We start from the raw sequence: 26,092 nt of genomic DNA, 5'->3' as shown, positions 1-26,092 counted from the left end.
CGAGGCAGCAGTATGAAGTTTCCCGAGCGGTTCGCGGCTTTGCCAGAGTACGCCTTCCCGCGCCTGCGCGCACTCCTCGACCATCATGAGGCCGGGGGCGAACCCGTGTCCATGACGATCGGGGAGCCCACGCATCCCTTCCCCGACTGGGTGGCAGAGGTGCTCGCGAGCCACTTGGCGGGGTTCAACCGCTATCCGCCGAACGAGGGCACGCCCGAACTCCGCACCGCAGTCGCCGGTTGGGTGAAGCGGCGCTATGGCGCGGTTCTCGACCCGGCGACGCAGATCTGCAACGTCAACGGTTCTCGGGAGGCGCTGTTCAACGCGTGCCTCGCCGTTTCGCCGGAGCGGAAGGCGGGGCAAAGGCCATTCGTGCTGGTCCCGAACCCTTTCTATCAGGTCTATGCCGTGGCCGCCGTCGCCTCCGAGGCTGATCCGGTCTATGTGCCCGCGACCGCCGCGACCGGCTTCCTGCCCGATTATGCCGCCCTTCCGGCCGAGACGCTGGACAGGGTGACGGTCGCCTATCTCTGCTCCCCGGCCAATCCGCAGGGCGCTGTCGCCTCGCTCGACTACTGGCTGGAACTGCTCGCACTGGCAGAGAAGCACGATTTCAAGATATTCGCCGACGAATGCTATTCCGAGATCTGGCGGACCGCGCCGCCGCCGGGCGCGTTGGAGGCGCTGGTGCGTTCCGGGGCCGACCCGGAACGGGTTGTCGTCTTCAACTCGCTTTCCAAGCGCTCGAACCTGCCCGGAGCCCGCTCGGGCTTCGTCGCGGGCGGACCGGAGACGATGGCGCGGATCAAGCAGCTGCGCAGCTACAACGGCGCGCCCGTGCCGCTGCCGCTGCAGGCGGTTTCCACGCGCGCCTGGTCTGACGAGACGCATGTGATCGCCAACCAGGCGCTTTATGCCGAGAAATATGCTTTGGCCGACGAGGTCTTTGCCGGTGCGCAGGGCTATCAGCCCCCGGAGGGTGGATTCTTCCTCTGGCTGCCGGTGGAGGACGGGGAGGCGGCGGCGCTGAAACTCTGGACACAGACGGGTGTCCGCGTTCTGCCCGGCGCTTATCTCAGCCGTGATACAGACAGCGGAAACCCCGGAAAGGGATATATCCGCGTGGCGCTCGTCGCGCCGAAGGACGAATTGAAGCGCGGCCTGATCCGGCTCCGCGACTGTCTCTACGGGTGAGGTGAAGGATGGCTTCCTATCAGATGAGACAACGCGACCCGCTGTTTGACTCCTCCACACAGGCGGCACTTGAACGCCGTGGCAAGGAGCTGATCGGCGTTCTTCTGGTCGTGGTCGGGGTGCTGATCGGCATGATGATCGGCTCCTACCATGCCGACGACCCGAGCTGGATGTCCGCCACCGACGAGCCTGCTCAGAACCTGCTTGGGCGGACGGGAGCCTCCATCGCCTCGCCGCTGATCGTGATCGCGGGCTATGGGGCATGGGCGCTGTCCATCGCCTTCGTGGTCTGGGGATTGCGGTTCATCACCCACCGGGGGGAGGATCGGGCAATCAACCGTTCGGTTTTCGTGCCGATCGCCGCGGCGCTGGTCTCGGTCTATGCCTCCACGCTCGTGCCGTCGCACGACTGGGGCCATTCCTTCGGTCTGGGCGGGCTGTTCGGCGATACGATACTGGGCGCGCTTCTGGGTGTGGCTCCGCTGAGCGCCGGACTCGGACTGAAGATGATGTCGCTGCTGAGCTTCATCGCCGCCGTGGCTTTCGGGCTTTACGTGCTGGGCTTTGACCGTGCCGAACTGCGGGGGCTGTCGCGGTTTCTCGCCCGCGGGCTGGTCACCGGCTATGACCGGCTGATGAACGGTGCGGGCCGGGGCGCGAACGGGGCGTTCCGGGTGGCGCAGTCCGCCGCCCAGTCCGCCGTGCAGACGGCCGCCGAGAAGCGGCGGGAGAAGCGGGAGGCGGCGCTCGCCGCTCCGTCAAGCCGCGTGACGCGGCAGGCGGAACCGCAGGACGCATGGTCCGCCCCGCAGCCGATGGTTGCCGCAGCCACGCTCCGCGCCGAGCCGCGTTACGAGGAGGAGCAGCCGCCGAGAGAGCGGCCCGGCCTGCTGGCCCGTGCCTTCGTCAAACGCGCGCCGGAACCCGAACCGGAACCGGAGCTGGTGGAGCCGCTGCTCTCCCGGCACCTGCCGGAGGATCTGCCGGACAGCGACCGCGTCCGCGCCCGGATCACCAGCGTCGTCCGCGCCAGGGCGAGCCGCAGCGGCAGCCCCCGGCTGGAGCCGCCGATCGTCGCCGGTGCGCGGTCCGAGCCGCCGCTCGTGCGCGCCCGGCGGCCGATGCCGCTGATTGCCAATACGCGTCCCCGCCCTCCCCTGCCCCCTGTTGCCGCACCCGCTCTGTCAGAGGCGCTCGGAGAGGACGAACAGCTGCCGCTCGACCTTGCAGACGAATTCGACGATCTGGAGATGTTCGAGGATGTGATGCCAGAGCCGGTGATGCCGCCGGTGATGCCGCCGGCTGCCCCGCCCTCGCCCGCACCGCGCCGCTCCGATCCGGTCGAGATGGCCGACGAGGACGAGGAGGAGGACACCACGCGCAACATCTTCGCTCTGGAGGATGAGCGCGCTCCGCAGGAGGCGTTCGACGCCCGGCGGATCAAGGTGCAGCACGGCTCGCGCCGGACGGCACAGGCGACGACGGCACAGGTCGCGACTGCGCCCCGCCGCCCGCCGGTCCCGAGCTATCCCGATTACGAGCATCCGCCGCTTGCGCTGCTGATGGATCCGGCCGAGATCTCCCGCCATGTCCTGCCCGACGAAGCGCTCGAGGAGAACGCGCGCACGCTGGAATCCGTTCTGGACGACTACGGCGTGAAGGGAGAGATCGTCTCCGTCCGGCCCGGCCCGGTCGTGACGATGTATGAGCTTGAACCCGCGCCGGGGCTGAAGGCCTCTCGCGTGATCGGGCTGGCCGATGACATCGCGCGATCCATGTCGGCGCTCTCGGCCCGCGTCTCCACCGTGCCGGGGCGCTCGGTGATCGGGATCGAACTGCCGAACGAGAAGCGGGAAAAGGTCGTCCTGCGGGAAATCCTCACCTCCCGCGATTTCGGCGATACGGCGATGCGGCTGCCGCTGGCGCTCGGCAAGGACATCGGCGGTGCGGCTGTGGTCGCCAACCTTGCCAAGATGCCCCACCTGCTCATCGCCGGGACCACCGGTTCGGGCAAGTCGGTCGCCATCAACACGATGATCCTGTCGCTCCTCTACCGGCTGTCGCCGGAGGAATGCCGGCTCATCATGATCGACCCGAAGATGCTGGAACTGTCGGTCTACGACGGCATCCCGCATCTGCTCTCCCCCGTCGTCACGGATCCCAAGAAGGCGGTCGTCGCGCTGAAATGGGTCGTGGGCGAGATGGAGGAACGCTACCGCAAGATGTCCAAGATGGGCGTGCGCAACATCGAGGGCTACAACGGCCGCGTCCACGAGGCGCAGGCCAAGGGCGAGATGTTCAAACGCACCGTCCAGACCGGCTTCGATGAAGAGACGGGCGATCCCATCTTCGAGACGGAGGAGATCGAGCCGAAGACCATCCCGTTCATCGTGGTGATCGTCGACGAGATGGCCGACCTCATGATGGTCGCGGGCAAGGAGATCGAGGCCTGCATCCAGCGGCTGGCGCAGATGGCGCGGGCCTCCGGCATCCACCTCATCATGGCCACGCAGCGCCCCTCCGTGGACGTGATCACCGGGACGATCAAGGCGAACTTCCCCACCCGCATCTCCTTCCAGGTCACCTCCAAGATCGACAGCCGCACGATCCTCGGCGAACAGGGGGCGGAGCAGCTTCTGGGCCAGGGCGACATGCTCTACATGGCAGGCGGCTCCAAGATCACCCGCGTGCATGGGCCCTTCGTCTCCGACGAGGAGGTCGAGGAGATCGTGAACCATCTGAAGTCCTTCGGGCCGCCCGAATACATGTCGGGCGTGGTCGAAGGGCCGGATGACGAACGCGCCGACGACATCGACGCGGTCCTGGGTCTCGGCGGCAATACCGATGGTGAGGATTCCCTCTACGACCAAGCGGTTGCCATCGTGGCGAAGGACCGCAAATGCTCCACGTCCTACATCCAGCGCAAGCTCGGCATCGGGTACAACAAGGCCGCCAAGCTCGTGGAGCAGATGGAGGATGAGGGTGTCGTGTCCTCCGCCAACCATGTCGGCAAGCGCGAAGTTCTGGTCCCGGAGCCGTGATCGCGCGTGGGGATGGCAGAGCGCGCGGGATGCGATAGATAGGCGATATGAAGATCTTCTCTCGCGTTATCGCCGTCATCCTCGTGCTCCTCATGGCGCTTCCCGCCTTTGCGCAGGAAGTGCCGCTGGCGGAGTTGTCGCGTTACCTGAACGGGCTGCGCACCGCGGAAGCGCCGTTCACGCAGATCAACGCTGACGGCTCCCGCGCGGAGGGTACCGTCTATATCCGCCGTCCGGGGCGGATGCGGTTTGAATACAATGCCCCCGTTCGCAACCTCGTCATGGCGGGTGGTGGGCAGGTGGCGATCTTCGACGCGAAGTCGAACTCCGGCCCGCAGCAGTATCCGCTGAGCAAGACGCCGCTGAACCTGATCCTGGCTCCCACCGTCGATCTCGGGCAGGCGCGAATGGTTGTGGGACATGGGACGCAGGGCAGCGATACCTATGTGATCGCGCAGGATCCCAGGAACCCGCAATACGGACAGATTAGGCTGGTCTTTTCCTCCAACCCGATTGCGCTGAAGCAATGGGTCATCACCGACGAAGCGGGTACTCAGACGACGACTCAGCTGGGCCCGCTGAAACTCGGCGAGAACTACGCGCCCTCCTTCTTCAACATTCCGCTGGAGACGGCGAAGCGGCAGCGCTGATCTGCCGCCCCGCAGGCTTCAGGCCCGCTTGGTAGACGCTGTGATCAGGTTCTCATGTCTGACCGGGGTATCCGGGCCAGCTCTCCGCACTGTCGCGGCCATCTGCCGCACGGGGCCTGCCGAAATCTCATCGCCGTCAGCCGTGAAGCCGGCGCTTCAGATCTTGCGGCAGGAGACCAGCTGGGCACGATATTTCTCGGACCGCGCCGACATGCTGTTCGCAACCGACATGAGCCATGGCTTGCCCCGATAGGTCTTGCGCGCGTAGCCGCCCCGCCCCTCATGATAGGCGAGATACTGGTTGTAGATGTCATATACCGGAATGCCGAGGGCCCGACGTGTCTGGTTCATGTACCAGCCCATGAAGTCGGTCGCGTCATGAATGTCCCGGCGGTCGGCTCCGCGGTTCCGGGTGTCGCGCTTGTATTCCTCCCAGGTGTCGTCCAGCGCCTGAGCATACCCGTAGGCAGATGACTGACGGCCCATCGGGATGATCCCGAGCGTGTAGCGGAACGGCGTCTTGGCGTCGCCGATGAACTTGCTCTCCTGGTGAATCACTGCCATCTGAACGTAGACCGGCACGCCCCAGCGCGCCTCCGTCCGCCGCATGGCTGAGAGATATTTCGGCCGTTCCCTCACGATGGCGCAGGCATCGTCGAGATTCTGCGGGGCCGTGTATTTGCCGCCGCCGCATGCCGCCAACAGCAACAACACCGATAGCCGGAGGTATCTGCCCATCTGCCCCTCGTGTTCTGTCTTATTGTTTTCCAAGGTTATACGCGAAACAGGACGCCAGAGAAATGCCGCTGTCGTCCGATTTGCGATCAGATCCGCGAGAGCGCGCCCCTTTACCCCTTGCCAAGCGCGCATCAGACACCGCTGCGAGACAGATTGTGGCCGGGGAGATCATGGACTTTTCGGCCGGCAAATCGTAACAATGATTAAAAAGAGGCCCCGCTCATGATCAAGTCAGAGGCGAAGTATCATCTCGGACAGGTCCTGCGCCACCGGAAGCATCCCTTCCGGGGGGTGGTTTTCGACGTGGATCCCGAGTTCAACAATACCGAGGAATGGTATGCCTCCATCCCGGAGGACAGCCGCCCCTCGCGCGAGCAGCCGTTCTACCATCTGCTGGCCGAGAATGACCGGAGCTACTACGTGGCCTATGTCTCGGAACAGAACCTGCTGCCCGACGAAACCGGTGAGCCGGTCGAGCATCCCGACCTGACCGATCTGTTCGGTGAGTTCGAGGGCGGGCGCTACTCGCTGCATTTCCGGCTGAACTGATGAGGCGAACGCCAATGAACAGGCACGCAGCGCGGATCTAAGTCGCGGTCGACGTCGCGGCCCAATCCGCGCCCTGCATCTCCCGCAGGCGGCTTGCCGTGCGCTCGAACTCGAACGCCCCCTCGCCTTCCTGATACAGGTGCTCCGGGATGTCCGCTGCGGAGCAGATGAACCGCAACCGCGCCTCATAGACCGCGTCGATCAGCGTGACGAACCGTTTCGCCTCGTTGAAGTTGGACCGGGAGAGCCGGGGGATTTCCTCAAGGAGAAGCACCCGCGCCGCCCCTGTCAGGGCAAGGTAATCCGCCGGGCCGAGCGGCTTGGCACAGAGATCCCAGAACCGGGCCCGCGCGACACCATTGTGGAAGGCCGGGATCTCCACGTCACGCCCATTGACCTTCAGGAACATCGGGCGCTTCGGCGCATGGCCGGTCAGGTCGTTCCATATCCCTTCGATCGCCGCGGAGGCAGCGGCATTGGCGGGAGAGAAATAGACCGGCGCACCGGAAAGCCGGTGCTGTCGGTAATCCGTCTCGCTCGCGATCTCATGGACGGCAAGGCGCTCCTTCAGAAGCGCGATGAACGGCAGGAAAAGCTGCCGGTTCAGCCCGTCCTTGTAAAGATCGTCCGGCGCGCGGTTGGACGTGGTCACGACCACCACCCCCGCATCGAAGAGCTTCTGGAACAGCCGCCCCACGATCATCGCATCGGCGATATCGGTGATCTGCATCTCGTCAAAGCAGAGCAGCCGGAGTTCGGTCGCGATCTTCTCCGCCACGGGGAGGATCGCATCCTGCACCCCCCGCGCCCGCGCGTCATTCAGCCCTGCCTGCACTTCCTGCATGAAGGCGTGGAAGTGGACGCGACGCTTCTCCGGAATATCGACGGACTCCATGAACAGGTCCATCAGCATGGACTTGCCCCGCCCTACCCCGCCCCAGAGGTAAAGACCGGGGATCGGCTCCGCTGGCTTGCGGGTCAACCGGGCGAGAAAACCCTTGGGCTTGGGCGGCTGCGTCTCCAGCGCCGTGCGGATCGTCTCCAGCAATGGCAGGGTGGCTCGCTGCCCCGGATCCGCGCGCAACGTACCCTCGGCGACCTTGCGGTCGTAGATTTCGGTCAATGTGGCCATGGGTCAGTCCGTCCGAGTGTCGCGCGGCAATGGTCAAGGATGCGGCGCCAGGCGGGCCCCATCGCGGCTGTGCTCCAGATGAGCTTGCGCCCCTTCCGGTCGGTCAGTTCCGCGCCCTCCGGCATGTCGATGAGGATCTCCGGTTTGATATCCTCGCCATTGAGGGTGATCGCCGCCTGACGGGCGCGCCGCGCCACCACCCAGGGGAGTTTCGCGCGAATGAGGATAGGCCAGCGCCACGGGAACATGAACTCCCATGTGAACTTCACCGCGTAATCCTTTGGTAAGGCGGTCATATGGGGTTGCGCGCACCAGCTGATGAACCGCTCATCCGCGATCATCGGGCGGAAATCGCCGTGATTGGGGAAACGGGCGTCCAGCTCCCTGAAACGTTGCGCGATGTAATGCCCCTCGACCGGATGCCAGACCACGACAGAGGAATTGCCCCGGGCATAGTGCTTTCCCTTCGACAGCCGGTAGACCAGCCGCCCGAGGGCGCCAAAGGGAATGATCGCGCTTTGCAGCATGAGCACGGATCGCCGATCCTTCATGAAAGCGATGCCCCGAGACATGTCGCCTGTGATCACGGTATCCAGATCGACATAGGTGGCCGGCAGATCGACCGGCACCACGCCATCCTCGAACATCGCCAGCTTCGCCTGACAGCCGGAGCGGCGGAAGCGCTCACGCAGGAAGAACTCCGGGAACGGCCGCAGTATCACTGCGGGATCCAGTCCCGGCTTGGGAAGTTCGGTAATGAGGACGAAGCGCGGCACGCTTGCTGCCTGCCTGCGGATTTCTCCGACCAGATGGTTCAGAACTTCCACCGGATAACGCGTGCCCCAGCAGACCATGACGCATTGCCATGTCTCCGCACCGGCCATGTTCATCCTCCTGAAAGATCGCGTGCGACCCTATCCGCTGCCCGCGGGGGAAACAACCACCCCTCCGTTAAGCAGCATTCGTATTCCGTGATGCTCACATCACAAATCATCAATTGACGGCGGGAGAGCCCCTGCGCAAAACCTGAAAGCGAGGAGACATCTCATGACCAGCACCCTGCCCCGCGACCGCCTGTTCACCCCCATTCTCATCGGCGGCTGCATCATCATCCTGATCAGCTTCGCGATCCGCGCTTCCTTCGGGGTGTTCCAGATCCCGGTGGCGGAGGAGTTCGGCTGGCCGCGTTCGTATTTCTCGCTCGCCATCGCCATCCAGAACCTTGCCTGGGGGATCGGGCAGCCGGTGTTCGGCGCGATAGCAGAACGCTGGGGCGACAAGCGGGCGATCGTCATCGGCGCGCTGTTCTATGCGGCGGGGCTGGTGCTCACCGCATGGGCCTCCACCCCCGGCACGATCCAGTTGCTGGAGGTGCTGGTCGGATTCGGCATCGCGGGTACGGGGTTCGGTGTGATCCTCGCGGTCGTGGGACGGTCCGCCTCGGATGACAACCGCTCCCTCGCGCTTGGCGTGGTGACTGCGGCGGGCTCGGCGGGACAGATCATCGGTGCACCCATTGCCGAACTGCTGCTCGCTCAGTTCCCGTGGCAGACCGTGTTCATCATTTTCGCCATGGCCATCCTTTGCGCGCTCTTTGCCCTGCCCCTCATCCGCACGCCGGAGCGGGCAAGTACGGAGGTGGATGAGCCGATGGGGCGTGTCCTCGCCCGGGCGGTGAAGGACCCCTCCTATATCCTTATATTTCTTGGTTTCTTTTCCTGTGGCTATCAACTCGGGTTTATTACGGCGCACTTTCCTGCCTTCGTGACGGAACTTTGCGCTCCCATTACTGCCGGAAGCTGGCTCGCCTCCATCGGCATCACGACGACCTCGGCGCTGGGGGCACTGGCCATCGCGGTCATCGGGCTGATGAATGTCGGCGGCACCATCCTTGCGGGGATGCTGGGCAAGACTCATTCCAAGAAATACCTGCTCGCGGGCATCTACCTTGCCCGGACGGTCGTTTCGGCGGCCTTCATCATGGCTCCGGTGACACCCGGTTCGGTGCTGCTGTTCTCGGCCGCGATGGGGTCGCTCTGGCTCGCCACCGTGCCGCTGACATCTGGCCTTGTCGCGCAGATCTTCGGACTGCGTTATATGGGGACGCTCTATGGTCTCGTATTCTTCAGCCATCAGCTCGGCAGTTTCATGGGCGTGTGGCTGGGCGGCGCTCTCTATGACATGTATGGCAATTACACCCTGGTCTGGTGGATCGGCGTGGGGATCGGGGCGTTCTCGGCGCTCGTCCACCTGCCCGTGAACGAACGCCCCTATGCCATGCGCGGCGTGGCGGCTTGACGGTCAGGATTGCCAAGCTCACTGACCGGTTCAATTGCGACATAGATACGGCGCGACGCGGGACGGCGACACGAGATTTGCTGATATGCAAGCGGTGGAGAGGGCGGCTTAAGGCGACTTGCCCGAGCAACCGCCTCTTCATGACTGGATACCGCTGATGAGACGCGATGCCGCGCGCCATGGCAAACGGACGAGAGTGCATCGTGGCCTCACCCCCTGCCACCACGCCGGCGCTTTGGTGACACCCCTTCGACAGGACTGACGACCGGGACGGACAATATCCGATGATCCGAAGCGGAGAAGGCTCGCATTTGCTCGGGTGCTGGCGAATTCCCAAAGCGGACTGACACCCAAAGCCGACACCACAACGCTTAACCAATTGGCCGCGGCTTCGCGCCATGGATGCAGTTACCAGCAGCTTAACGGGCATCGCCCTCCGCGGCCAATGAGCCGGAGCCGCCCATTCCTTTGAGCAGGAGCGGGAAAACACAGCTCATGAGCAGGAGCAGGAGCAGGAGCAGGAAAAGCTCAGTCGCGTGACGCGACCATCTTCAACCTCTGCGCACCGACACGTCCGCCACAGGCGCTTCGGCCGCTTCTTGCGCGCCATGACCGGCGGGCCATCCGCTTCCGCGGCCAGTTAGCCACCCGCCGTCACGGCGAAGGAAATGTCGCTCTGCCCTATCCGTTCCGCGCGCGCCAGGCGTCGAGGATGTAGCGGCTCGTCATCAGGTCCAGATGCGCGCCGCCACCGTTCTTGCAGAGCGTGATTTCCTCCGCGCTCTCCCGCCGGAAATCACCCCGGTCGATGTCGTAGAAATCGGCGATCACGTCATCCTCGGTGATCACGCCCGCAGCGACAGGTTTCATCAACTCCCCGATGTGGTGAATGGTCGTCGCCCGCGCGTTGACGAAGATGCTGGCCCGCCGCATCGTCTCGTCATCCACCTCCCGCATGTCGGGGCGGTAGGCGCCGATCAGATCGAGATGCGTTCCCGGCTGGATCCAGCGACCCTCTATCACCGGTGTGGAGGACATGGTGCAGGTCGCGATGATGTCGGCGGTGCTCGCGGCCTCTTCCAGATCGCTCACCGCCCTTACGCCGGGATAGCGGAGCGCGAGCGCCTCGGCAGCATCCCTCTTTCGCGCCCAGACGCGGAAGCTCGCCTCGGGGAACGCGGCCGAATAGGCCTCGATCATGGAGGCTGCGACAGCCCCCGCCCCGACGATGAGGATGTGCCTGCTCTCCGGTCGTGCCAGCAATCGCGCGGCGAGCAGGCTGTCCCCCGCCGTCTTCCACTTGGTCACCAGATGAAAATCGACGAGGGCCAGGGGGTAGCCGGTCACATCGTCGAACAGCGTGACGACCCCGTTGACGAGCGGCCTGCCCGCCCTCCGGTTCTCCGGCACGATGGTCGCGGATTTCACCGCAACACCCAGCCCGTCGATCCAGGCGGAGCGCGAGAGAAGCGTATCGTCCTCCCGATAAAGAAACGTATCGCCGATGCCCGAAAGCGGCAGCAGGTGCCCCTGCTTCAACGCCTCCGTCAGCGCGATCCAGTCGAGATGGGCCTCCACCTCCGGACCGATGATCTCAATGGTCATGGCCGTGCTTCCTCCTCCGTCAGCAAGCCTTCCTGGACGAGCCGCCGCCCCCAGCCCTCAGGGCCGTCGAAATGGTGTGTCCGCCATCCTCGCGCGCTGGCCGCCGCGATATTATCGATCCGGTCATCAGTGAAGAGGAGGTCGCCGGGCGCAACGCCGCTGTCCTGCTCCAGAATCGCGTAGATGCGAGGGTCCGGCTTGATGACCTTCAGTTCGCCGGAGACATAGCGGCGGTCGAATTCATCCAGAAACGGATAGGCCTTCCGGGCGAGCGCGAATGTCTCCACTCCGAAGTTGGTCAGGGCAAAGACCGGGATCCCCTTCCGCCGAAGCGCCCGCAACAGATGCACCGAACCGGGTATCGCCGGCTGCGCGATATCCAGCCAGCGGTCGTGCCACAGCCGGATCTGCGGCCTCCAGGCGGGGTGACGGTCGGCGGCGGCATAAACGGCATCGCGAAAGCTCTCGCCCCGGTCTATGCCATCGTTCATGCCGTGCAGGTCGATCTCCGCGAACATCCGCGCGCGGTCTCCGGCGGGCATGACGCCATCGAAGAAGCGCTCCGGCTGCCATTCGATCAGCACGTTGCCGATGTCGAAGACAACGGCGCTTGGGGGCTGTGCGGTCATGGGGCTTCCTTCATCGCGGCGCGAAGCTCACGCTCCAGCGCATCCAGAAAACGGGATCGGTCGGCCTTGGCGAAGGGGCGCCCGCCACCCTGCAGGAAGGGATCGGCGGAACGGATATCCGCCATCAGGTTCCGCTGGGCCAGCACTGGACCGATATTGGCCTGTGTCAGCACGGACCCCTCCGGCCGCACGACGCGCGCGCCCCGTTCGATCACCCGCGCGGCGAGCGGGATGTCATTCGTCACCACGACATCGCCGCGCGCCGCCCGCTCGGCGATCCAATCGTCCGCAACGTCGGGCCCAGCCGGGACAAAGATCATCTCCACCAGCGGGTTCGGCGAGGGGCGAAGCCCGCCGTTCGACACCATGAACAGCCGCAGCGTGTGGCGAGTCGCGACCCGCTCCGCCTCCGCCTTGACCGGGCAAGCATCCGCATCGACATAGATCGCCGTCATGGCATGAGCACCCTTGCAATGATGAGCGGGAGCGTGATCACACTCGCCGCCGTGGAGAAGAGAATGGCCGTGGAAACGCGCAGCGGCGCCACGCCGTAGTGCTGGGCGAGCATGTAGACATTGCCCGCCACCGGCAGCGCGGCCGTCGCCACCATCAATCCCGCCGCGAATGGGTCCACAGGGAGCAGCCAGAACGCCACCACGGCGCAGGCGAGCGGATGCAGCAGCAGCTTCACCGCGGAGAGCCACGCGGCGACCGCAGGCCGCTCCGCATTCCGCCCCGCGAGCGAGGCACCAATGGCAAACAGCGCGCAAGGCGTTGCCGCCGCGCCAAGGAGCGTGACGAATTCCTTCGTGGGCGCGGGCAGCGGAACGCCCGAGGCCGACCACAGAACACCCGCCCCCATGGACACGATCATCGGATTGCCGATGAGGCCGCGCAGGAGCGAGGGGAAGATCCGCAGGTCGAACCGCCTGTCCCGCCACAGCGTCATGATGACGGTGATGAGCGTGGAGAACACGACAAGGTCGATAAGCAGCATGATGAGGATCGGCGCAGCCGCCTTGGGGCCAAGCAGGGTCACGAACATCGGCAGGCCGAAGAAGCCGGTGTTGCCCACCACGCCGCATTGCGCCTCCACCGCGGCCTCCGCCACAGAGCAGCCCCGAAACAGCGCGACCGCTCCCGTCAGCGCATAAACCGCGAGGCTCGCAGCAGCGTAGGCGGTAATGAAAACCGGCTCATTCAGCGCGGAGAGCGGAAGCTGCGCCGCAAAGCCGAACAGCATCGCCGAGAGCGGCAGGAAGAACACGAACCGTGTCAGCCACGCCGTTGCCTCCGGGGTGCAGAAACCCCGCCGCGCCGCGATCCAGCCAAGGCCGATCAGCGCGAAAAAGGGCAAGGTCTTGAGAAACACCGGAAGCATCGGTTTCGCCTAGCATGGTCGGCGCTGCCGAGCCAGTGTTCCGCGTATCCCGGCGCCATGCTGTGTCGGCGGGAGCGCGATGGTCGCCCGATACTCGGTCCGCGTGCAGGCAGGCGAGCGCCGGGAGAGAGGAGCTCGCCTGCCCCGATGGCGGGTGTGGGCCAGGGCGATGATTTTCAAGCTCCGGTGAGCGCGCGACGATGAGGAAGGCCGCAAGCGTCAGATGCAGCCTCGGCGTCGATCTTGACAGGATCATCGCCTGCCCGCGATCATCGCCCCCTCCATGCTGGCGTTTTCCGCCCCTCGCCGGCACGCGGACGATCTCTCTCTTCGCGTTCCAACGCTGTCAGCCGCCGTTCATGGCCGCCGTGGCTGCGCCCCCATCGCTGACAGCCGAACCCGTGCCGATCACCGCGCCCATGCCTGACCACGCGCATCGGATCGGCGGAGCATCAAGATGCCCCGACGGCATCCGCGCGGGCCGATCATGGCCCCCACTCCATCGGCTCCCCGTCTCCGGCTGCGCGCTGATCCGACGGTCAGTCGTCCATCCGGTAACTGTCATGGCAGCTCTTGCACGCCCCCGCCATCGGCCGGAAACCGGCGGCGAGCGTCTCTGCAGAGGTCGCGTCGATGGCTTTGGCGGCGGAGGCGAGCTTGTCGGCATGGGCGACGAAATCGTCCCATTTCTCCCAGATGACCGGAAGCGCTTCTGAGGCGGGATCGCTCTCTCGCGGCTTGAATACGGCTGGGATACGCTCGGCATCGGCGGCGATGGTGCCTGCTGCGGCTTGGGCGGCCTGGCCCTCGAACGGCGCCTTCTGCTGAACCATGTCGGCGATGGACTTCAGGTTCCGGCCGATATCCTTCATCAGCGCCATCCGCTCCCGCACCGCGGGGTTGGTTGCCTCGCCCTCCGCATGGACCGGGCCGGACACTGTGCCGAGGCAGAGAAGTCCGAGAGCGAGAAACAGGCCGGGCGCTCGCGCCGACCGAGGGGTAGCTACCGTCTTCACGTGGCTGTCTCCTCCAGATTGTCCATTGATCTTAACATGAACGAGGCGGTTGAACAGCTTATTGGCACCCGGCTCCTTCGCCGACAGGAATGTGCTGCTTAGGCGTCGGTTGCGGCTTGGACTGAACAGTCTTGGTGCCATCCCATGGCTCTGCTGCCCGCGGGGCGTCGCGGTGATGCATAAACTCGCCCAGACAGACGCGGGCGACGCGGGCTCTGGCGGGCCGCGCGGCGTCCGAAAAGCAGTTTTCGCGTCGAAAGGAGGCATCGGACGCAACGGACGCGGTTGGTCAGAAGTATCCGATCCGCGCCTGCAAGGCATTAAGGACTAAAACCGGCCTCGCGGCACCATGGGCGGCGACAGGATCTCCCTCGCCCTTCGTACCAACAGACCCACTTTGCGCCAGTTGACCAGCGGCAAACGAAGGCTGAGCGGCGCATGCCCTTCGGGGCGCAGAATGCCCGCGGGACCGCATGCAGGTCCACCGTCGAGCGGCTGCCGGGTAACGAGCGGATGCGGCCGCGGGACAGGCCGAGTGTAGGCGATCACCCACCACTCTTATGGCTCACGCAGAAGCGGCTTCAGGGACGGTCGTTGCACGGCGCGGCGGCAAGCCTCCGGCACCGCCGCGCTGCAACCACCGCCGCGGGGGCTCATCTGCAACCTGGCCCAAGTGTAGCCTCGACCCGAGCCGAGAGCAGGCCGCGCGAGCCGGGCTTTTCACTGATCGAGCTGCCGGGAGATGATGATCTTCTGGATGTCCGAGGTGCCCTCGTAGATCTGGCACACCCGCACATCGCGATAGATGCGCTCCAACGGAAAATCCTGCATGTAGCCATAGCCGCCAAAGGTCTGCAGGGCACCGGAGACCACCGCCTCCGCCGTCTCGGACGCGAAGAGCTTGGCCATCGCCGCCTCGTTCAGGCAGGGAAGGCCCGCGTCTTTCATCCGCGCCGCCAGCAGCACGAGCTGCCGCGCCGCCTCCAGCTTGGTGCGCAACTCCGCCAGCCGGAACGCCACGGCCTGATGTTCGATCAACCGCTTGCCCATGGAGGTCCGCTCGCGCGCATAGGCCACGGCTGCGTCGAAGGCCGCCTGCGCCATCCCGACCGACTGCGAGGCGATGCCGATCCGACCCGCCTCAAGGCTGGACAGCGCGATACGGTAGCCCTCCCCCTCTCCACCGATACGGTATTCCTCCGGGATCTCCAGCTCCGTGAAACGGAGGGAGCAGGTGTCGGAACAGCGCTGACCCAGCTTCTCCTCCACCTTCGCCACTTCGTAGCCCGGCGCGGAGGTCGGTGTCAGAAAGGCGGTGATCCCCTTCCGCGTACCGTCCAGCGTAGCGAAAAGAATGCACCACCCGCCGATCTGGCCAGAGGTGATGAATTCCTTGCCGCCGTTGATGACGTAGCGATCGCCGCGTTTCTCCGCCTTCGTGCGGATCGCGGCGGCGTCGGAACCGGCATGGGCTTCGGTCAGAGCAAAGGCGCCGATGAATTCCCCCTTTGCCGCGGGGCGGAGCACCTGCTCCTTCTGAAAGTCGCTGCCGAAGCGGGTGAGGATCGCGTTGAAAGGCGCGTTATGCACCGACATGATCGTCGAGATCGCGCCATCCCCAGCGGCGATCTCCATCAGAGCCAGTGCGTAGCTGACGTAATCCGCCCCGACCCCGTCCCATTCTTCCGGCACCGTCATGCCAAGGAACCCGAGTTCCGCCATGTCGGCAAACAGGGACGGCTCCACCGTCTTTGTCCTGTCGCGCTCGGCCGCGCCGGGCGCGAGGACATCCTGCGCAAAGGCGCGGGCGGTGTCGCGGATCAGGGTCTGTTCTTCGTTGTACATTCTTGATCCCTATCGACCGATAAAGGCAGGTGTCCGTTTGGCGGTGAAGGCAGCGGTGCCTTCGGCGAAATCCGCCGTGCCTGTGCCCGCGAGAAAGGCCGCGCGTTCCTTCTCCAGCTGCTCGGCGAGAATTGTACGCTCCGCCTCATCCACGAGCCGCTTGGACTGGCCGAAGGCGAGCGTCGGTCCCTGTGCCAGCGTCTCCGCGAGTGCCCGTACCCGGGTGTCCAGATCGTCGGGAGGCACCACCTCGTTGATCAGTCCCCAGTCGCGGGCGGTTTCCGCATCGAGCACCCGGCCCATCAGCAGAAGCTCCATCGTCCTCGCCCGTCCGATGAGCCGCGGAGCGAACCACGTGGCACCGCAATCGGGCGAAGAGCCGAGCTTTTCGTAGGCCATGAGGAACTTTGTTCCCGCAGCGGCGACGACGATATCAGCGGTCATCATCAGCGACAGTCCGGCCCCGGCCGCAGCCCCCCGCACGGCCGCGATCACCGGCGCATCCGCCCGCCGGAGTGCCACGATGGCCGGATTGAGGGCATCGAGAAGATCATTCACCACGGGCACCGCAACGTCGGGACCGCCGGCGAAGCTCGCCACATCGCCGCCGGCGACGAAGGCGCGTCCCTCCCCTGTCAGCACGATGGCGCGCACCCCCTTCAGCGCAACCACCTCCCGCACAGCAGCAAGGAACGCGCGTGCGAGCGGCACGTTCAGCGCGTTCAGCACCTCCGGCCGGTTGAAGGCGATACGCGCAATGCCGGTTTCGCCGTCAAAGTCGGTAAGGATCAGATCACTCACGGCTTGGCCTTGTCGGTGATGGCCGAAATCACCGGCGATGACACGAAACGCGGTCCATAGGCGTATTCCAGTGCGCCCATGCGCTTCCTGAGTTCCTCTTCTCCCAGGTGACGGGCGAAGTAAATCGGACCGCCGAGATGCACCGGGAACCCCCAGCCCATGACTGCGCCATAGTCAGCCTCCGCCGCGAGCGCCACCGCCCCGCCCTGAAGCGCGGTTGCCGCGGTCGAGACCTGACAGAACAGCAACCTGTCCTTCACATCCTCCAGCGAGACGGTGTCCACGGCCTTTTTGAAGGTGGTTATGCCGCTCGCCCCGTCACGGATGTCTTCCGGTGTGAGTGACATGCCGAGCTGGCTCGCCGCGGTCTGAAGCGTTTCATCCGAGACCCCTTCCGCCCGGAGCAGACGCGTCTCCTCCAGCAGCGCGGAAAGGCCTGCCGTCACATAGGGGCCCTTCGGATCGGTCACGTTGCGTCCTGCCTTAGCGGCGGCGACCCGCGCTTCGAACGTGACCCAGATCATGGCTGGCGCAACATCGCCGGTCACGAGCGTGCCGAAATAATCCCGCTCGATCTTCAACCCCGCGTCGATCGGCACGCGCGTGCCCTCGAACACGCAGGAGAGAATGGCCTTCGGAGCAGGCTGGTGACCGCCGGTTTCAGCCAGAACCTTTGCATTCCAGGTCGTGAAGAGATCCATCACCTCGGCGGATTCAGGCGCTGGTCCGGGCAGGGCGAAACCCTTCTCATCCCAGGGCTGGACGGATCTGACGCGTCCTTCGCGGATCGCGGATTTTGCAGCAGAGAGCAGGCTTTCCGGCGGCACGACCTCATCGAGAATACCTGCCTCCAAAGCCTCGGATACGGTCATCGGCTGCCCCTCGACCAGAACCGGCAAGGCGCCGGGAATACCGATGATCCGCGGCAGGCGCTGTGTGCCACCAGCACCCGGCAACAGGCCCAGCGTCACTTCCGGCAGGCCGAACCGCGCCTTCGGGTTCTCCGCCGCGATCCGGTAGGTGCAGCCGAGCAGGATCTCCAGCCCGCCGCCGAGCGCGGTGCCCGGCGCGGCACCCACAACGGGTTTGCCGGAGGTTTCAAACGCGCGGACCATCGCGCCCAGTGTGCCGATCCTACCGGAGGCGGCCTCCGGCGTCAGGTCATAGAGGTCGTGCATGATCGCGAGATCGGCTCCGGCGACGAAATCCTTCTTGCCGGAGGTCAGCACGACGGCCTTGACCGCCGGATTGGCCGCGAGCGCGCGCGCTTCCGCGTCCAGCGCATCGGTGAGCGCCCAGTCGATCACGTTCATGCTCCGCCCTGGCATGTCGATGGTGACTGTCGCGATGCCTTCTGCGTCGATATCGGTCGTGAACATGTCTCTCAGACCCTTTCGATGATCGTTGCAACGCCCATGCCCGCCCCGATGCAGAGCGTGACGAGGGCCGTCTCCTTGTCCTGCCGCTCCAGTTCATCGAGCGCGATGCCAAGGATCATCGCCCCCGTCGCCCCGAGCGGATGGCCCATCGCAATGGCGCCGCCATTGACGTTGACGCAAGCCGGGTCGAGGTCAAGCGCCTCGGTGAAGCGAATGGCAACGGCGGCGAAGGCCTCGTTGATTTCATAAAGATCAATGTCCCCCGGCGTCATTCCTGCCCGCCTCAATGCCTTCTCGGCGGCAAAGGACGGCGCGGTGAGCATGATCGTCGGTTCCGAGCCGATCTCGGCAAAGGCGCGGATGCGGGCGCGGGGACGCAACCCCTGTGCGGCACCCGCCTCCCGCGTGCCGATGAGCACCGCCGCCGCGCCGTCCACGATGCCGCTGGACGAGCCCGCGTGGTGCACATGGTCGATCTCGCCCACCTCTGGGTATCGCAGGCGGGCGATGGCGTCGAAGCCCATCTCCGACCCCATGCGCGCGAAGGAAGGGCGGAGCTTTGCCAGATCCGCCACAGTCGCATTGCCGCGCACCGTCTCGTCCCGGTCGAGCATCACCCGCCCGACCCGATCGCGTACCGGCACGACAGAGCGGTCGAACCGCCCCTCGCTCCAGGCACGGGCAGCGCGGCGGTGGCTTTCGACGGCGAAGGCGTCCGTCCGCTCCCGCCCGTAGTGCCATTTCGTCGCGATGAGATCGGCGGAAATTCCCTGCGGCACAAAGCGTGTGTGGAAGGAGACCTGCGGATCGGAACTCCATGCCCCGCCATCCGACAGCATCGGGATGCGGGACATGCTCTCCACCCCGCCGGTCACCACCATGTCCGCCTGACCCGCCATGACCTTGGCGGCGCCCATGTTGGTCGCCTCCAGCCCCGAGCCGCAGAAGCGGTTGATCTGGACCCCCGCCACATCCTGCGCATAGCCCGCCTGAAGTGCGGCGATGCGGGGCAGCACCTGCCCCTGCTCACCCACTGGCATGACGATGCCCATCACGATGTCGCTCACCGCCCCGGTGTCCAGCCCGTTGCGGTCCCGCACTGCCTCCAGCACGGTGGTGGCAAGGGTGACGGACGTTGCCGGATGCAGGGCGCCATCCGGCTTGCCCCGGCCGCGCGGGGTGCGCACGGCATCGTAGATACAGGCCTCGGTCATGATCCCCCCTTCGCGGCTTACCGCGGCGCCATGCGGATCGCGCCGTCCAGCCGGATCGTCTCGCCGTTCAGCATCTCGTTCTGGATGATGTGCAGCGCGAGCGCGGCATATTCCTGCGGGCGGCCAAGGCGCGAGGGGAACGGCACCATCTTGCCCAAGCTTTCCTGTGCCGCTTCCGGCAGGCCCTTCAGCATCGGCGTCTCGAAAATGCCCGGCGCGATGGTGCAGACGCGGATGCCGATCTGCGCGAATTCCCGCGCCGCAGGCAGCGTCAGCCCGGCGACCCCCGCCTTGGAGGACGCATAGGCCGTCTGCCCGATCTGCCCCTCGAAAGCCGCGACGGAGGCGGTGTTGATGATGACACCCCGTTCGCCGGAAGCCTGCGGCTCCAAGCCCTGGCAGGCATCGGCAAAGAGCCGCAGCATGTTGAACGTACCGATCAGGTTCACTTCGATCGCGCGGCGATAGTCGTCAAGCGGCATGACGCCGTTCCGCCCCAGCACCTTCTGAGCCGGCGCGACACCCGCACAGTTGATGAGCACGCGCGGGGCGCCAAGGTCATCGAGGATCCTCGCGAAAGCCGCTTCGCCGCTTTCCGCCTTCGACACATCGCACTGCACGGCGATACCGCCGATCTCCTCCGCAGTCTTGCGCGCGCCTTCCTCGTTGTAATCCACCAGCGCCACCTTTGCGCCGCCCGCGGCCAATGCCCGCGCCGTCGCATCGCCGAGCCCGGAGGCCCCCCCGGTGACGACAGCGACGATTCCCTTGATATCCATATGTCCCTCCTTCCGGCGCAGGGCCGGTGACTTCGGTCGAGACGCTAGCACGGCGATGAATGTTACTGAATAGTAAAATTCACAAATGATATTTCATTGTAATCAGCTACTTGCGAGATATTGCCAAAGGGTTGGCGATTTTCCTCTCTCGCGAGAGAGAATAACAGAATGTGCCAATCCGCCGCAGTCTCCGCTTGATTTTCGAGATGACGCGGCGTATCCGCATCAGCGGGACACCTCTCCCCAACGAGAGGCGATTATCTGTAAGGATACCAGCGATGGCGATCTCCGCTCCGGCTCAACGCCCGGCTAATCCGCGTTTTTCTTCTGGCCCCTGCGCCAAGATCCCCGGCTTCACCCTCGACATGCTGTCCGACGCGCCGCTTGGCCGCTCGCACCGTGCTGCCGTCGGCAAGGCGAAGCTCAAAGAGGCGATCGACCTCACCCGTGAAATTCTGAACGTGCCGGCGGACTACCGCATCGGCATCGTGCCCGCCTCCGACACCGGCGCCGTGGAAATGGCGCTGTGGAGCCTGCTGGGCCAGCGCCCGGTGGAAATGCTTGCCTGGGAAAGCTTCGGCGAAGGCTGGGTCACCGATGTGGTGAAGCAGCTGAAGATCGATGCGACGGTGAAGAAGGCCGGCTATGGCGAGATCGTCGATTTCGCCACAGTGGACTTCGACAAGGATGTCGTCTTCACCTGGAACGGCACCACCTCCGGCGTGCGTCTGCCGAACGGCAATGCGATCCCTGCCGACCGTCAGGGCCTGACCATCTGCGACGCGACCTCGGCGGCTTTCGCCATGGACTTGCCGTGGGACAAGCTCGATGTCGTGACCTTCTCCTGGCAGAAGGTGCTGGGCGGTGAGGGCGGGCATGGCGTCCTGATCCTGTCGCCCCGTGCGGTGGAGCGGCTGGAAAGCTATGCGCCTGCCTGGCCGCTGCCCAAGATCTTCCGCATGACCAAGGGCGGCAAGCTGATCGAAGGTATCTTCGTCGGCGAGACGATCAACACACCTTCCATGCTCTGCGTGGAGGACTACCTCGTCGCGCTGAAATGGGCGAAGGCGCTTGGCGGGCAGAAGGCGCTGATCGCGCGGGCGGAAGCCAATGCCAAGGCACTGAACGACTTCGTAGCGACCAAGGACTGGATCGCCAACCTCGCCGCCGATCCGGCCACGGCTTCCTGCACCTCCGTCTGCCTGAAGTTCACCGACCCGCGGATCAAGGATGCTGCCGCCTTCGCCAAGGCCGTCGCCAAGCGGCTGGAGAAGGAAGGCGTAGCGCTGGACGCCGGTGCCTACCGCGACGCTCCTCCCGGCCTGCGCATCTGGTGCGGCTCCACCGTGGAAACCTCCGACGTGGAAGCGCTGCTGCCCTGGATCGAATGGGCCTTCGAGGCCGAGATCGAAGCTCAGGCCGTCGCCGCCTGATCCCTGTCCCTTGCGAGACCGCCCCTGCTGACGCGGGGGCCAACCCCTCCATTCAAGGAGCCTGAAATGGCACCCAAAGTTCTGGTTTCCGACGAGCTTTCCGAAACCGCCGTCCAGATTTTCCGCGACCGCGGCGTCGAGGTGGATTACCTGCCGAAGATCGGCAAGGACAAGGACGCGCTGGCCGAGATCATCGGCAAGTATGATGGCCTCGCCATCCGCTCCGCCACCAAGGCCACGGAGAAACTGCTGGAGAAGGCCACCAACCTGAAGGTCATCGGCCGCGCCGGGATCGGCGTGGACAACGTGGACATCCCGGCCGCCTCCAAGCGCGGCATCATCGTGATGAACACGCCATTCGGCAACTCCATCACCACCGCCGAACATGCGATCGCGATGATGTTCGCGGTTGCCCGCCAGCTTCCCGAAGCCTCCGAATCCACCCATTCCGGGAAATGGGAGAAATCCCGTTTCATGGGTGTCGAGCTGTTCAACAAGACGCTCGGCGTGATCGGCGCGGGCAATATCGGCGGCATCGTCTGTGACCGGGCGCTCGGGCTCAAGATGAAGGTCGTGGCCTACGACCCCTTCCTGTCCGAAGAACGCGCCAAGCAGACGGGCGTGACCAAGGTCGAGCTGGACGAACTGCTGGCGAAAGCCGATTTCATCACGCTGCACGTGCCGCTGACCGACAAGACCAAGGGCATCCTGAACGCCGAGAACATCGCCAAGACGAAGCCCGGCGTGAGGATCATCAACTGCGCCCGCGGCGGACTGGTGGATGAAGCCGCTCTGGCCGAAGCGCTGAAATCCGGCCATGTCGCGGGAGCCGCCTTCGACGTGTTCGAGGTGGAGCCGGCCAAGGAAAGCCCGCTCTTCGGCCTGCCGAACGTCGTGGTCACGCCGCACCTCGGCGCGTCCACCACGGAAGCGCAGGAGAACGTGGCGCTGCAGGTGGCCGAACAGATGTCGGACTACCTGCTGACCGGCGCCGTGTCGAACGCGCTCAACATGCCGTCCGTCACCGCTGAGGAAGCCGCCGTGATGGGACCGTGGCTGAAACTGGCGGGGCATCTGGGCGCCTTTGTCGGGCAGATGACGGATGAGCCGATCAAGGCGATCAACGTGCTCTACGATGGCACCGTGGCGAAGATGAACCTCGCCGCGCTGAACGCCTCGGTGATCGCGGGTGTGATGAAGGCGAGCAATCCGGACGTCAACATGGTCTCCGCTCCGATCATCGCTAAGGAACGGGGAATTCAGGTCTCCACCACCAGCCAGGAGAAATCCGGCACGTTCGATGCCTATATCAAGGTGACGATGGTGACGGAGACGCGCGAACGCTCCATCGCGGGCACCGTGTTCTCCGACGGCAAGCCGCGGTTCATTCAGGTCAAAGGCATCAACATCGACGCGGAAGTGGGGGAGCACATGCTCTACACAACCAACAACGATGTGCCCGGCATCATCGGTGCGCTCGGCACCACGCTTGGCCAGCATGGTGTGAACATCGCGAACTTCACGCTGGGCCGCTCGTCTGTCGGCAAGGATGCGATCGCCATCCTCTATCTGGACGAGCCTCTGGATGGCCCGACGCTGGACGCGCTGCGGGACACCGGGCTGTTCAAGCAGGTTCGCCCGCTGGAATTCGCGGCCGCCTGAACCTGCCGCGATGCAAGATGAAAAAGCCGCGCCCCCGAGCGCGGCTTTTTCATGACGTGGGCGGGACATGTGAGAGCTGAAAGGGAAACTTCGGACCCTTCATCGCGAGGGCCCTCGGGAGGAGGCAACACTACTGTCCTGCTCGACGAGCGTGCGCGCCGCCCGGGCCTCAACCGCCCAGAAGCTTCAGCCAGACCCAGATCGTGAGCATGGAGGCCGCCGTTCCAAGCAGGACGGAGGAGGCAGCCACGCGCTTGGCAGCGCCATACATGTTGGCAAACAGATAAGCATTCGCACCCGGCGCCATTGTCGCTGTCTGCACGGCAGAGCGGAACCCGTCGAACGGAAGACCGAATGCCTTGCCCATAAGCCAGACCATCGCGGGATGCCCGATCAGGGACAGGAAGCAGATCAGCAGGATGAGCTTCATGTCCCCCTCCGGCCGGTAGCGGAACAGCACACCGCCCAGACCGAAAAGCGCCGCGGGCAGCGCTGCCTGCGCCATCATGTTGACCGCGCCCCACAGCGGCCCGGGCAACTGCAGACCGGTGAGATTCACGACAAGGCCGGTGGTTACGCCCATCACGAGCGGATTGTGGAACATCGCATTCAGCACCTGCACCGCCACCCGCGCGGGACTTTTCGCGGCATGACGGCTGCGGATCACTTCCATCATCGTGATGCCGAGGCCGTAGAGAATGGGCGAGTGGAACGCGATGATGAGGTAATTGCCCGCCAGCCCCTCCGGCCCGAAGGCGCGTTCCGCGATGGGAATGCCGAGCAGCAGGGAGTTGGAGAACATGCAGCAGAAGCCAACCGCCACGCAATCCTCCGGCGGCCGCTTGAAGGCATAGCGCGTGGCCCCGGCCCCGATCAGAAAGCACAGGATCGCCGGGATGAAGAAGCTCGCCAACAGCCGGATATCGAAGTTCTGACCGAGGTCGAGCGTGGCGATACCGCGGAACAGCACGAAGGGAATCGCGAAATTCTGCGTGAAGCGCATCAGCGCATCGACCATCTGGTCTGTGAACAACCCCCGCCATGCGATGAAGTAACCAAAGCCGATGACCAGAAAGACCGGGAGGATGACATCGACCAAAGCCTGCATCAGAGATCGTAGCTCAGGGTCAGCCCGTCATAAGCCGGCACGACGTTGTCCGGCGTCTCGGCCATCACGTCGTCGTAGTCCAGGTCGATGTGCATGTTGGTGATCACGGCCTCCCGCGGGGCGGCGCGCGTGATCCAGCCCAGCGTACGCTCCAGATGGGCATGGGTCGGATGCGGCTTGCGCCGGAGCGCGCCCACGATCCAGCAGTCCAGCCCGGAAAGCACGGGCCAGGCATCGTCGGTCAGTTCAAGCGCGTCGGGAAGGTAGGCCACGTCCCCGATACGGAAGCCCAGGGCGTCGATGCTGCCGTGGTTCGCGCGGAAAGGCACGAACGGGATCGTGCCCCCTGCACCCGTGACCTCGAATGCGCCGGTGATCGGCTGGAGGTTCAGGATCGGCGGATAGGAGGAACCGGGCGGCTGCACAAAGACATAGTCGAACCGGTGCAGCAGCGCCTCCGACGTCGGCTCGTCCGCCCAGACGTCGAGCCTGCGGCGGATGTTGAACACCACCTGCCGCAGATCGTCGATCCCATGAACATGGTCGGCATGCGCATGGGTATAGACAACGCCGTCAAGCTCCCCCACCCCGGCGCGGAGAAGCTGAGTGCGCAGATCCGGCCCGGTGTCCACAAGCACGCGTGTGATACCTTCCGGCGTCTCGCGCGTGACGAGCAACGCACAGCGGAGCCGTGCGTTCTTCGGGTTGGCCGGGTCGCATTCCCCCCAATGGCCGCCCAGGCGCGGCACCCCGGCAGAGGATCCGCAGCCCAGAACGGTATAGCTGATCCGCCCCGTCATGCCGCATCCGCCTTTCGCGCCGCGCGGGGGAAGAGGCGGTCGAAGTTATCGGAGGTCAGGCGCGCGAAATCGGCATAGTCCATGCCCAGCGTCTCCGCCCCCTTGCGCGCCGTGAAAGCGGTATAGGCCGGTTCGTTGCGGCGGCCCCGGTGGGGCGGCGGAGCAAGATAGGGCGAATCCGTTTCGACCAATATGCGTTCCCGAGGAGCGGCGGCGAAGATATCGCGCAGATCACCGGATTTCGGAAAGGCGGTGATCCCAGACATCGAAAGATAGAAACCGATGGCCAGCGCCGCTTCCGCCAGCTCGGCGGAGGAGGTGAAGCAATGCATGACGCCGGTGAAGGCGCCCCTTGCATGTTCCTCCGTCAGGATACGCGCCATGTCGGCATCGGCATCCCGGGAGTGGATGATGAGCGGCAGGCCCGTCCGCCGCGCGGCGTCGATATGGAGCCGGAGGCTCAGCGCCTGCGCCTGCGCACTGTCGGCGGAGTAGTGATAGTCGAGCCCGGTTTCGCCGATCCCCACGCATAGCGTATCCTCCGACAGCGCCAGAAGCTCCGCCAGCGTCACCGGCGGCTCCTCCGCCACCGACATCGGATGGAGACCCGCCGCATAGAACACGCCATCGAAGCGCCCTGCGATGCGACGGACGGTGGGCAAGCTGCCCATCCGCGTGCAGATCGTGACCATCCGCGTCACGCCAGCTGCACGGGCACGGGCCACCACATCGTCCAGCTCCCCCTGAAAGTCGGGAAAGTCGAGATGACAGTGGCTGTCAACGATTTCGGGAACCGCGTCGGCGGGGGAAGCGGAAGGGGAGGAATGATCGGTCATCG

The 26,092-nt window shown here is 65.1% G+C and carries 23 protein-coding genes; 7 read left to right on the top strand and 16 right to left on the bottom strand.

The features are described from left to right. The first annotated feature begins 12 nt into the window (after window positions 1-12). From CN97_RS15295 to CN97_RS15285, 3 genes are read left to right on the top strand one after another with little or no spacing between them, the layout of a single operon-like run. On the top strand, window positions 13-1,194 hold the full coding sequence (locus tag CN97_RS15295) for an aminotransferase class I/II-fold pyridoxal phosphate-dependent enzyme (RefSeq protein ID WP_035713113.1): 1,182 nt from the start codon (window positions 13-15) through the stop codon (window positions 1,192-1,194). Window positions 1,195-1,202: 8 nt separating this feature from the next. After that, a complete protein-coding gene (locus CN97_RS15290; RefSeq protein WP_035713110.1) occupies window positions 1,203-4,235 on the top strand; it encodes a DNA translocase FtsK in 3,033 nt (1,010 codons plus the stop codon). Window positions 4,236-4,282: 47 nt separating this feature from the next. Then, entirely contained in the window at window positions 4,283-4,885 is a 603-nt protein-coding gene (locus tag CN97_RS15285) for a LolA family protein (protein ID WP_035713107.1), read from the top strand. A gap of 156 nt (window positions 4,886-5,041) precedes the next feature. On the opposite strand, the gene CN97_RS15280 is transcribed toward CN97_RS15285, so the two are convergent. After that, window positions 5,042-5,623, bottom strand: coding sequence for a transglycosylase SLT domain-containing protein (locus CN97_RS15280; protein WP_035713105.1), 582 nt, complete (start codon window positions 5,621-5,623; stop codon window positions 5,042-5,044). 222 nt (window positions 5,624-5,845) lie between these two features. On the opposite strand from CN97_RS15280, the gene hspQ reads away from it, so the two are divergent. Next, the gene (hspQ, locus tag CN97_RS15275) at window positions 5,846-6,172 is read left to right on the top strand and encodes a heat shock protein HspQ (protein WP_035713104.1); all 327 of its coding nucleotides are present in this window, start codon (window positions 5,846-5,848) and stop codon (window positions 6,170-6,172) included. A 37-nt stretch (window positions 6,173-6,209) separates the two neighbouring features. Here the strand turns inward: hspQ and zapE are convergent, their stop codons facing one another. Together zapE and CN97_RS15265 are read right to left on the bottom strand one after the other, a co-directional pair. Beyond that, complete coding sequence (zapE, locus tag CN97_RS15270; RefSeq protein ID WP_035713101.1) at window positions 6,210-7,304, bottom strand: cell division protein ZapE; 1,095 nt, start codon at window positions 7,302-7,304, stop codon at window positions 6,210-6,212. Next, entirely contained in the window at window positions 7,292-8,188 is an 897-nt protein-coding gene (locus CN97_RS15265) for a hypothetical protein (RefSeq protein ID WP_035713098.1), read from the bottom strand. The genes zapE and CN97_RS15265 overlap by 13 nt, the downstream gene beginning before the upstream one ends. A 163-nt stretch (window positions 8,189-8,351) precedes the next feature. Between CN97_RS15265 and CN97_RS15260 the strand changes: the two genes are divergently transcribed. Then, entirely contained in the window at window positions 8,352-9,602 is a 1,251-nt protein-coding gene (locus tag CN97_RS15260) for an MFS transporter (protein WP_035713095.1), read from the top strand. 681 nt (window positions 9,603-10,283) lie between these two features. Here CN97_RS15260 and CN97_RS15255 read toward each other — a convergent pair. The 10 genes from CN97_RS15255 to CN97_RS15210 all read right to left on the bottom strand — a co-directional run bounded on the left by CN97_RS15255 (window position 10,284) and on the right by CN97_RS15210 (window position 20,251). Continuing rightward, window positions 10,284-11,207, bottom strand: coding sequence for an ornithine cyclodeaminase family protein (locus CN97_RS15255; protein WP_035713092.1), 924 nt, complete (start codon window positions 11,205-11,207; stop codon window positions 10,284-10,286). Next, window positions 11,204-11,836 (bottom strand): HAD family hydrolase, encoded by a 633-nt coding sequence (locus tag CN97_RS15250; RefSeq protein WP_035713090.1) that lies wholly within the window; start codon window positions 11,834-11,836, stop codon window positions 11,204-11,206. The genes CN97_RS15255 and CN97_RS15250 overlap by 4 nt, the downstream gene beginning before the upstream one ends. Next, entirely contained in the window at window positions 11,833-12,291 is a 459-nt protein-coding gene (locus tag CN97_RS15245) for a YaiI/YqxD family protein (RefSeq protein WP_035713087.1), read from the bottom strand. Before CN97_RS15245 ends, CN97_RS15250 begins: the two co-directional genes overlap by 4 nt. After that, window positions 12,288-13,217, bottom strand: a complete 930-nt coding sequence (locus CN97_RS15240; RefSeq protein WP_035713085.1) for an AEC family transporter — start codon at window positions 13,215-13,217, stop codon at window positions 12,288-12,290. Before CN97_RS15240 ends, CN97_RS15245 begins: the two co-directional genes overlap by 4 nt. A 539-nt stretch (window positions 13,218-13,756) precedes the next feature. Then, window positions 13,757-14,233: a c-type cytochrome gene (locus tag CN97_RS20970; protein ID WP_051911297.1), complete on the bottom strand. Its 477-nt coding sequence runs from the start codon at window positions 14,231-14,233 to the stop codon at window positions 13,757-13,759. Between the two features lie 720 nt (window positions 14,234-14,953). Continuing rightward, entirely contained in the window at window positions 14,954-16,078 is a 1,125-nt protein-coding gene (locus CN97_RS15230; protein ID WP_035713082.1) for an acyl-CoA dehydrogenase family protein, read from the bottom strand. A 9-nt stretch (window positions 16,079-16,087) separates the two neighbouring features. After that, complete coding sequence (locus CN97_RS15225; protein ID WP_035713079.1) at window positions 16,088-16,879, bottom strand: enoyl-CoA hydratase/isomerase family protein; 792 nt, start codon at window positions 16,877-16,879, stop codon at window positions 16,088-16,090. Continuing rightward, on the bottom strand, window positions 16,876-18,258 hold the full coding sequence (locus CN97_RS15220) for an enoyl-CoA hydratase-related protein (protein ID WP_051911296.1): 1,383 nt from the start codon (window positions 18,256-18,258) through the stop codon (window positions 16,876-16,878). The genes CN97_RS15225 and CN97_RS15220 overlap by 4 nt, the downstream gene beginning before the upstream one ends. Before the next feature lie 5 nt (window positions 18,259-18,263). Further along, the gene (locus CN97_RS15215; RefSeq protein WP_035713076.1) at window positions 18,264-19,472 is read right to left on the bottom strand and encodes an acetyl-CoA C-acetyltransferase; all 1,209 of its coding nucleotides are present in this window, start codon (window positions 19,470-19,472) and stop codon (window positions 18,264-18,266) included. Between the two features lie 17 nt (window positions 19,473-19,489). Further along, window positions 19,490-20,251, bottom strand: a complete 762-nt coding sequence (locus CN97_RS15210; protein ID WP_035713075.1) for a 3-hydroxyacyl-CoA dehydrogenase — start codon at window positions 20,249-20,251, stop codon at window positions 19,490-19,492. A gap of 278 nt (window positions 20,252-20,529) precedes the next feature. On the opposite strand from CN97_RS15210, the gene CN97_RS15205 reads away from it, so the two are divergent. Both CN97_RS15205 and serA read left to right on the top strand, forming a co-directional pair. Beyond that, window positions 20,530-21,684, top strand: coding sequence for a phosphoserine transaminase (locus CN97_RS15205; RefSeq protein WP_035713072.1), 1,155 nt, complete (start codon window positions 20,530-20,532; stop codon window positions 21,682-21,684). 66 nt (window positions 21,685-21,750) lie between these two features. After that, window positions 21,751-23,346 carry a phosphoglycerate dehydrogenase gene (serA, locus tag CN97_RS15200; protein ID WP_035713071.1) on the top strand — a complete coding sequence of 532 codons (1,596 nt, stop codon included), beginning with the start codon at window positions 21,751-21,753 and terminating at the stop codon, window positions 23,344-23,346. Window positions 23,347-23,515: 169 nt separating this feature from the next. Here the strand turns inward: serA and CN97_RS15195 are convergent, their stop codons facing one another. The 3 genes from CN97_RS15195 to CN97_RS15185 are packed head-to-tail and all read right to left on the bottom strand — an operon-like array spanning window position 23,516 to window position 26,090. Beyond that, on the bottom strand, window positions 23,516-24,454 hold the full coding sequence (locus tag CN97_RS15195; RefSeq protein ID WP_035713069.1) for an AEC family transporter: 939 nt from the start codon (window positions 24,452-24,454) through the stop codon (window positions 23,516-23,518). Further along, entirely contained in the window at window positions 24,454-25,254 is an 801-nt protein-coding gene (locus CN97_RS15190) for an MBL fold metallo-hydrolase (protein ID WP_035713068.1), read from the bottom strand. Before CN97_RS15190 ends, CN97_RS15195 begins: the two co-directional genes overlap by 1 nt. Next, the gene (locus tag CN97_RS15185; RefSeq protein ID WP_051911295.1) at window positions 25,251-26,090 is read right to left on the bottom strand and encodes a TatD family hydrolase; all 840 of its coding nucleotides are present in this window, start codon (window positions 26,088-26,090) and stop codon (window positions 25,251-25,253) included. Before CN97_RS15185 ends, CN97_RS15190 begins: the two co-directional genes overlap by 4 nt. Between the last annotated feature and the right edge of the window lie 2 nt (window positions 26,091-26,092).

The sequence above is a fragment of the Haematobacter massiliensis genome, from assembly GCF_000740795.1.
Lineage (GTDB): Bacteria > Pseudomonadota > Alphaproteobacteria > Rhodobacterales > Rhodobacteraceae > Haematobacter > Haematobacter massiliensis.
The sequence above is the reverse complement of the archived record's forward strand: the minus strand, read 5'-3'. Positions and strand labels throughout refer to the sequence as shown.

Bases quoted from the DNA above. Each gene is read 5' to 3' on its own strand.
- CN97_RS15230 (WP_035713082.1), bottom strand. From the start codon at position 16,078: ATGTACAACGAAGAACAGACCCTGATCCGCGACACCGCCCGCGCCTTT.
- serA (WP_035713071.1), top strand. From the start codon at position 21,751: ATGGCACCCAAAGTTCTGGTTTCCGACGAGCTTTCCGAAACCGCCGTC.
- CN97_RS15220 (WP_051911296.1), bottom strand. From the start codon at position 18,258: ATGTTCACGACCGATATCGACGCAGAAGGCATCGCGACAGTCACCATC.
- zapE (WP_035713101.1), bottom strand. From the start codon at position 7,304: ATGGCCACATTGACCGAAATCTACGACCGCAAGGTCGCCGAGGGTACG.
- CN97_RS15205 (WP_035713072.1), top strand. From the start codon at position 20,530: ATGGCGATCTCCGCTCCGGCTCAACGCCCGGCTAATCCGCGTTTTTCT.
- CN97_RS15265 (WP_035713098.1), bottom strand. From the start codon at position 8,188: ATGGCCGGTGCGGAGACATGGCAATGCGTCATGGTCTGCTGGGGCACG.
- CN97_RS15285 (WP_035713107.1), top strand. From the start codon at position 4,283: ATGAAGATCTTCTCTCGCGTTATCGCCGTCATCCTCGTGCTCCTCATG.
- hspQ (WP_035713104.1), top strand. From the start codon at position 5,846: ATGATCAAGTCAGAGGCGAAGTATCATCTCGGACAGGTCCTGCGCCAC.
- CN97_RS15190 (WP_035713068.1), bottom strand. From the start codon at position 25,254: ATGACGGGGCGGATCAGCTATACCGTTCTGGGCTGCGGATCCTCTGCC.
- CN97_RS15210 (WP_035713075.1), bottom strand. From the start codon at position 20,251: ATGGATATCAAGGGAATCGTCGCTGTCGTCACCGGGGGGGCCTCCGGG.
- CN97_RS15290 (WP_035713110.1), top strand. From the start codon at position 1,203: ATGGCTTCCTATCAGATGAGACAACGCGACCCGCTGTTTGACTCCTCC.
- CN97_RS15240 (WP_035713085.1), bottom strand. From the start codon at position 13,217: ATGCTTCCGGTGTTTCTCAAGACCTTGCCCTTTTTCGCGCTGATCGGC.
- CN97_RS15195 (WP_035713069.1), bottom strand. From the start codon at position 24,454: ATGCAGGCTTTGGTCGATGTCATCCTCCCGGTCTTTCTGGTCATCGGC.
- CN97_RS15255 (WP_035713092.1), bottom strand. From the start codon at position 11,207: ATGACCATTGAGATCATCGGTCCGGAGGTGGAGGCCCATCTCGACTGG.
- CN97_RS15260 (WP_035713095.1), top strand. From the start codon at position 8,352: ATGACCAGCACCCTGCCCCGCGACCGCCTGTTCACCCCCATTCTCATC.
- CN97_RS15185 (WP_051911295.1), bottom strand. From the start codon at position 26,090: ATGACCGATCATTCCTCCCCTTCCGCTTCCCCCGCCGACGCGGTTCCC.
- CN97_RS15250 (WP_035713090.1), bottom strand. From the start codon at position 11,836: ATGACCGCACAGCCCCCAAGCGCCGTTGTCTTCGACATCGGCAACGTG.
- CN97_RS15280 (WP_035713105.1), bottom strand. From the start codon at position 5,623: ATGGGCAGATACCTCCGGCTATCGGTGTTGTTGCTGTTGGCGGCATGC.
- CN97_RS15215 (WP_035713076.1), bottom strand. From the start codon at position 19,472: ATGACCGAGGCCTGTATCTACGATGCCGTGCGCACCCCGCGCGGCCGG.
- CN97_RS15245 (WP_035713087.1), bottom strand. From the start codon at position 12,291: ATGACGGCGATCTATGTCGATGCGGATGCTTGCCCGGTCAAGGCGGAG.
- CN97_RS15295 (WP_035713113.1), top strand. From the start codon at position 13: ATGAAGTTTCCCGAGCGGTTCGCGGCTTTGCCAGAGTACGCCTTCCCG.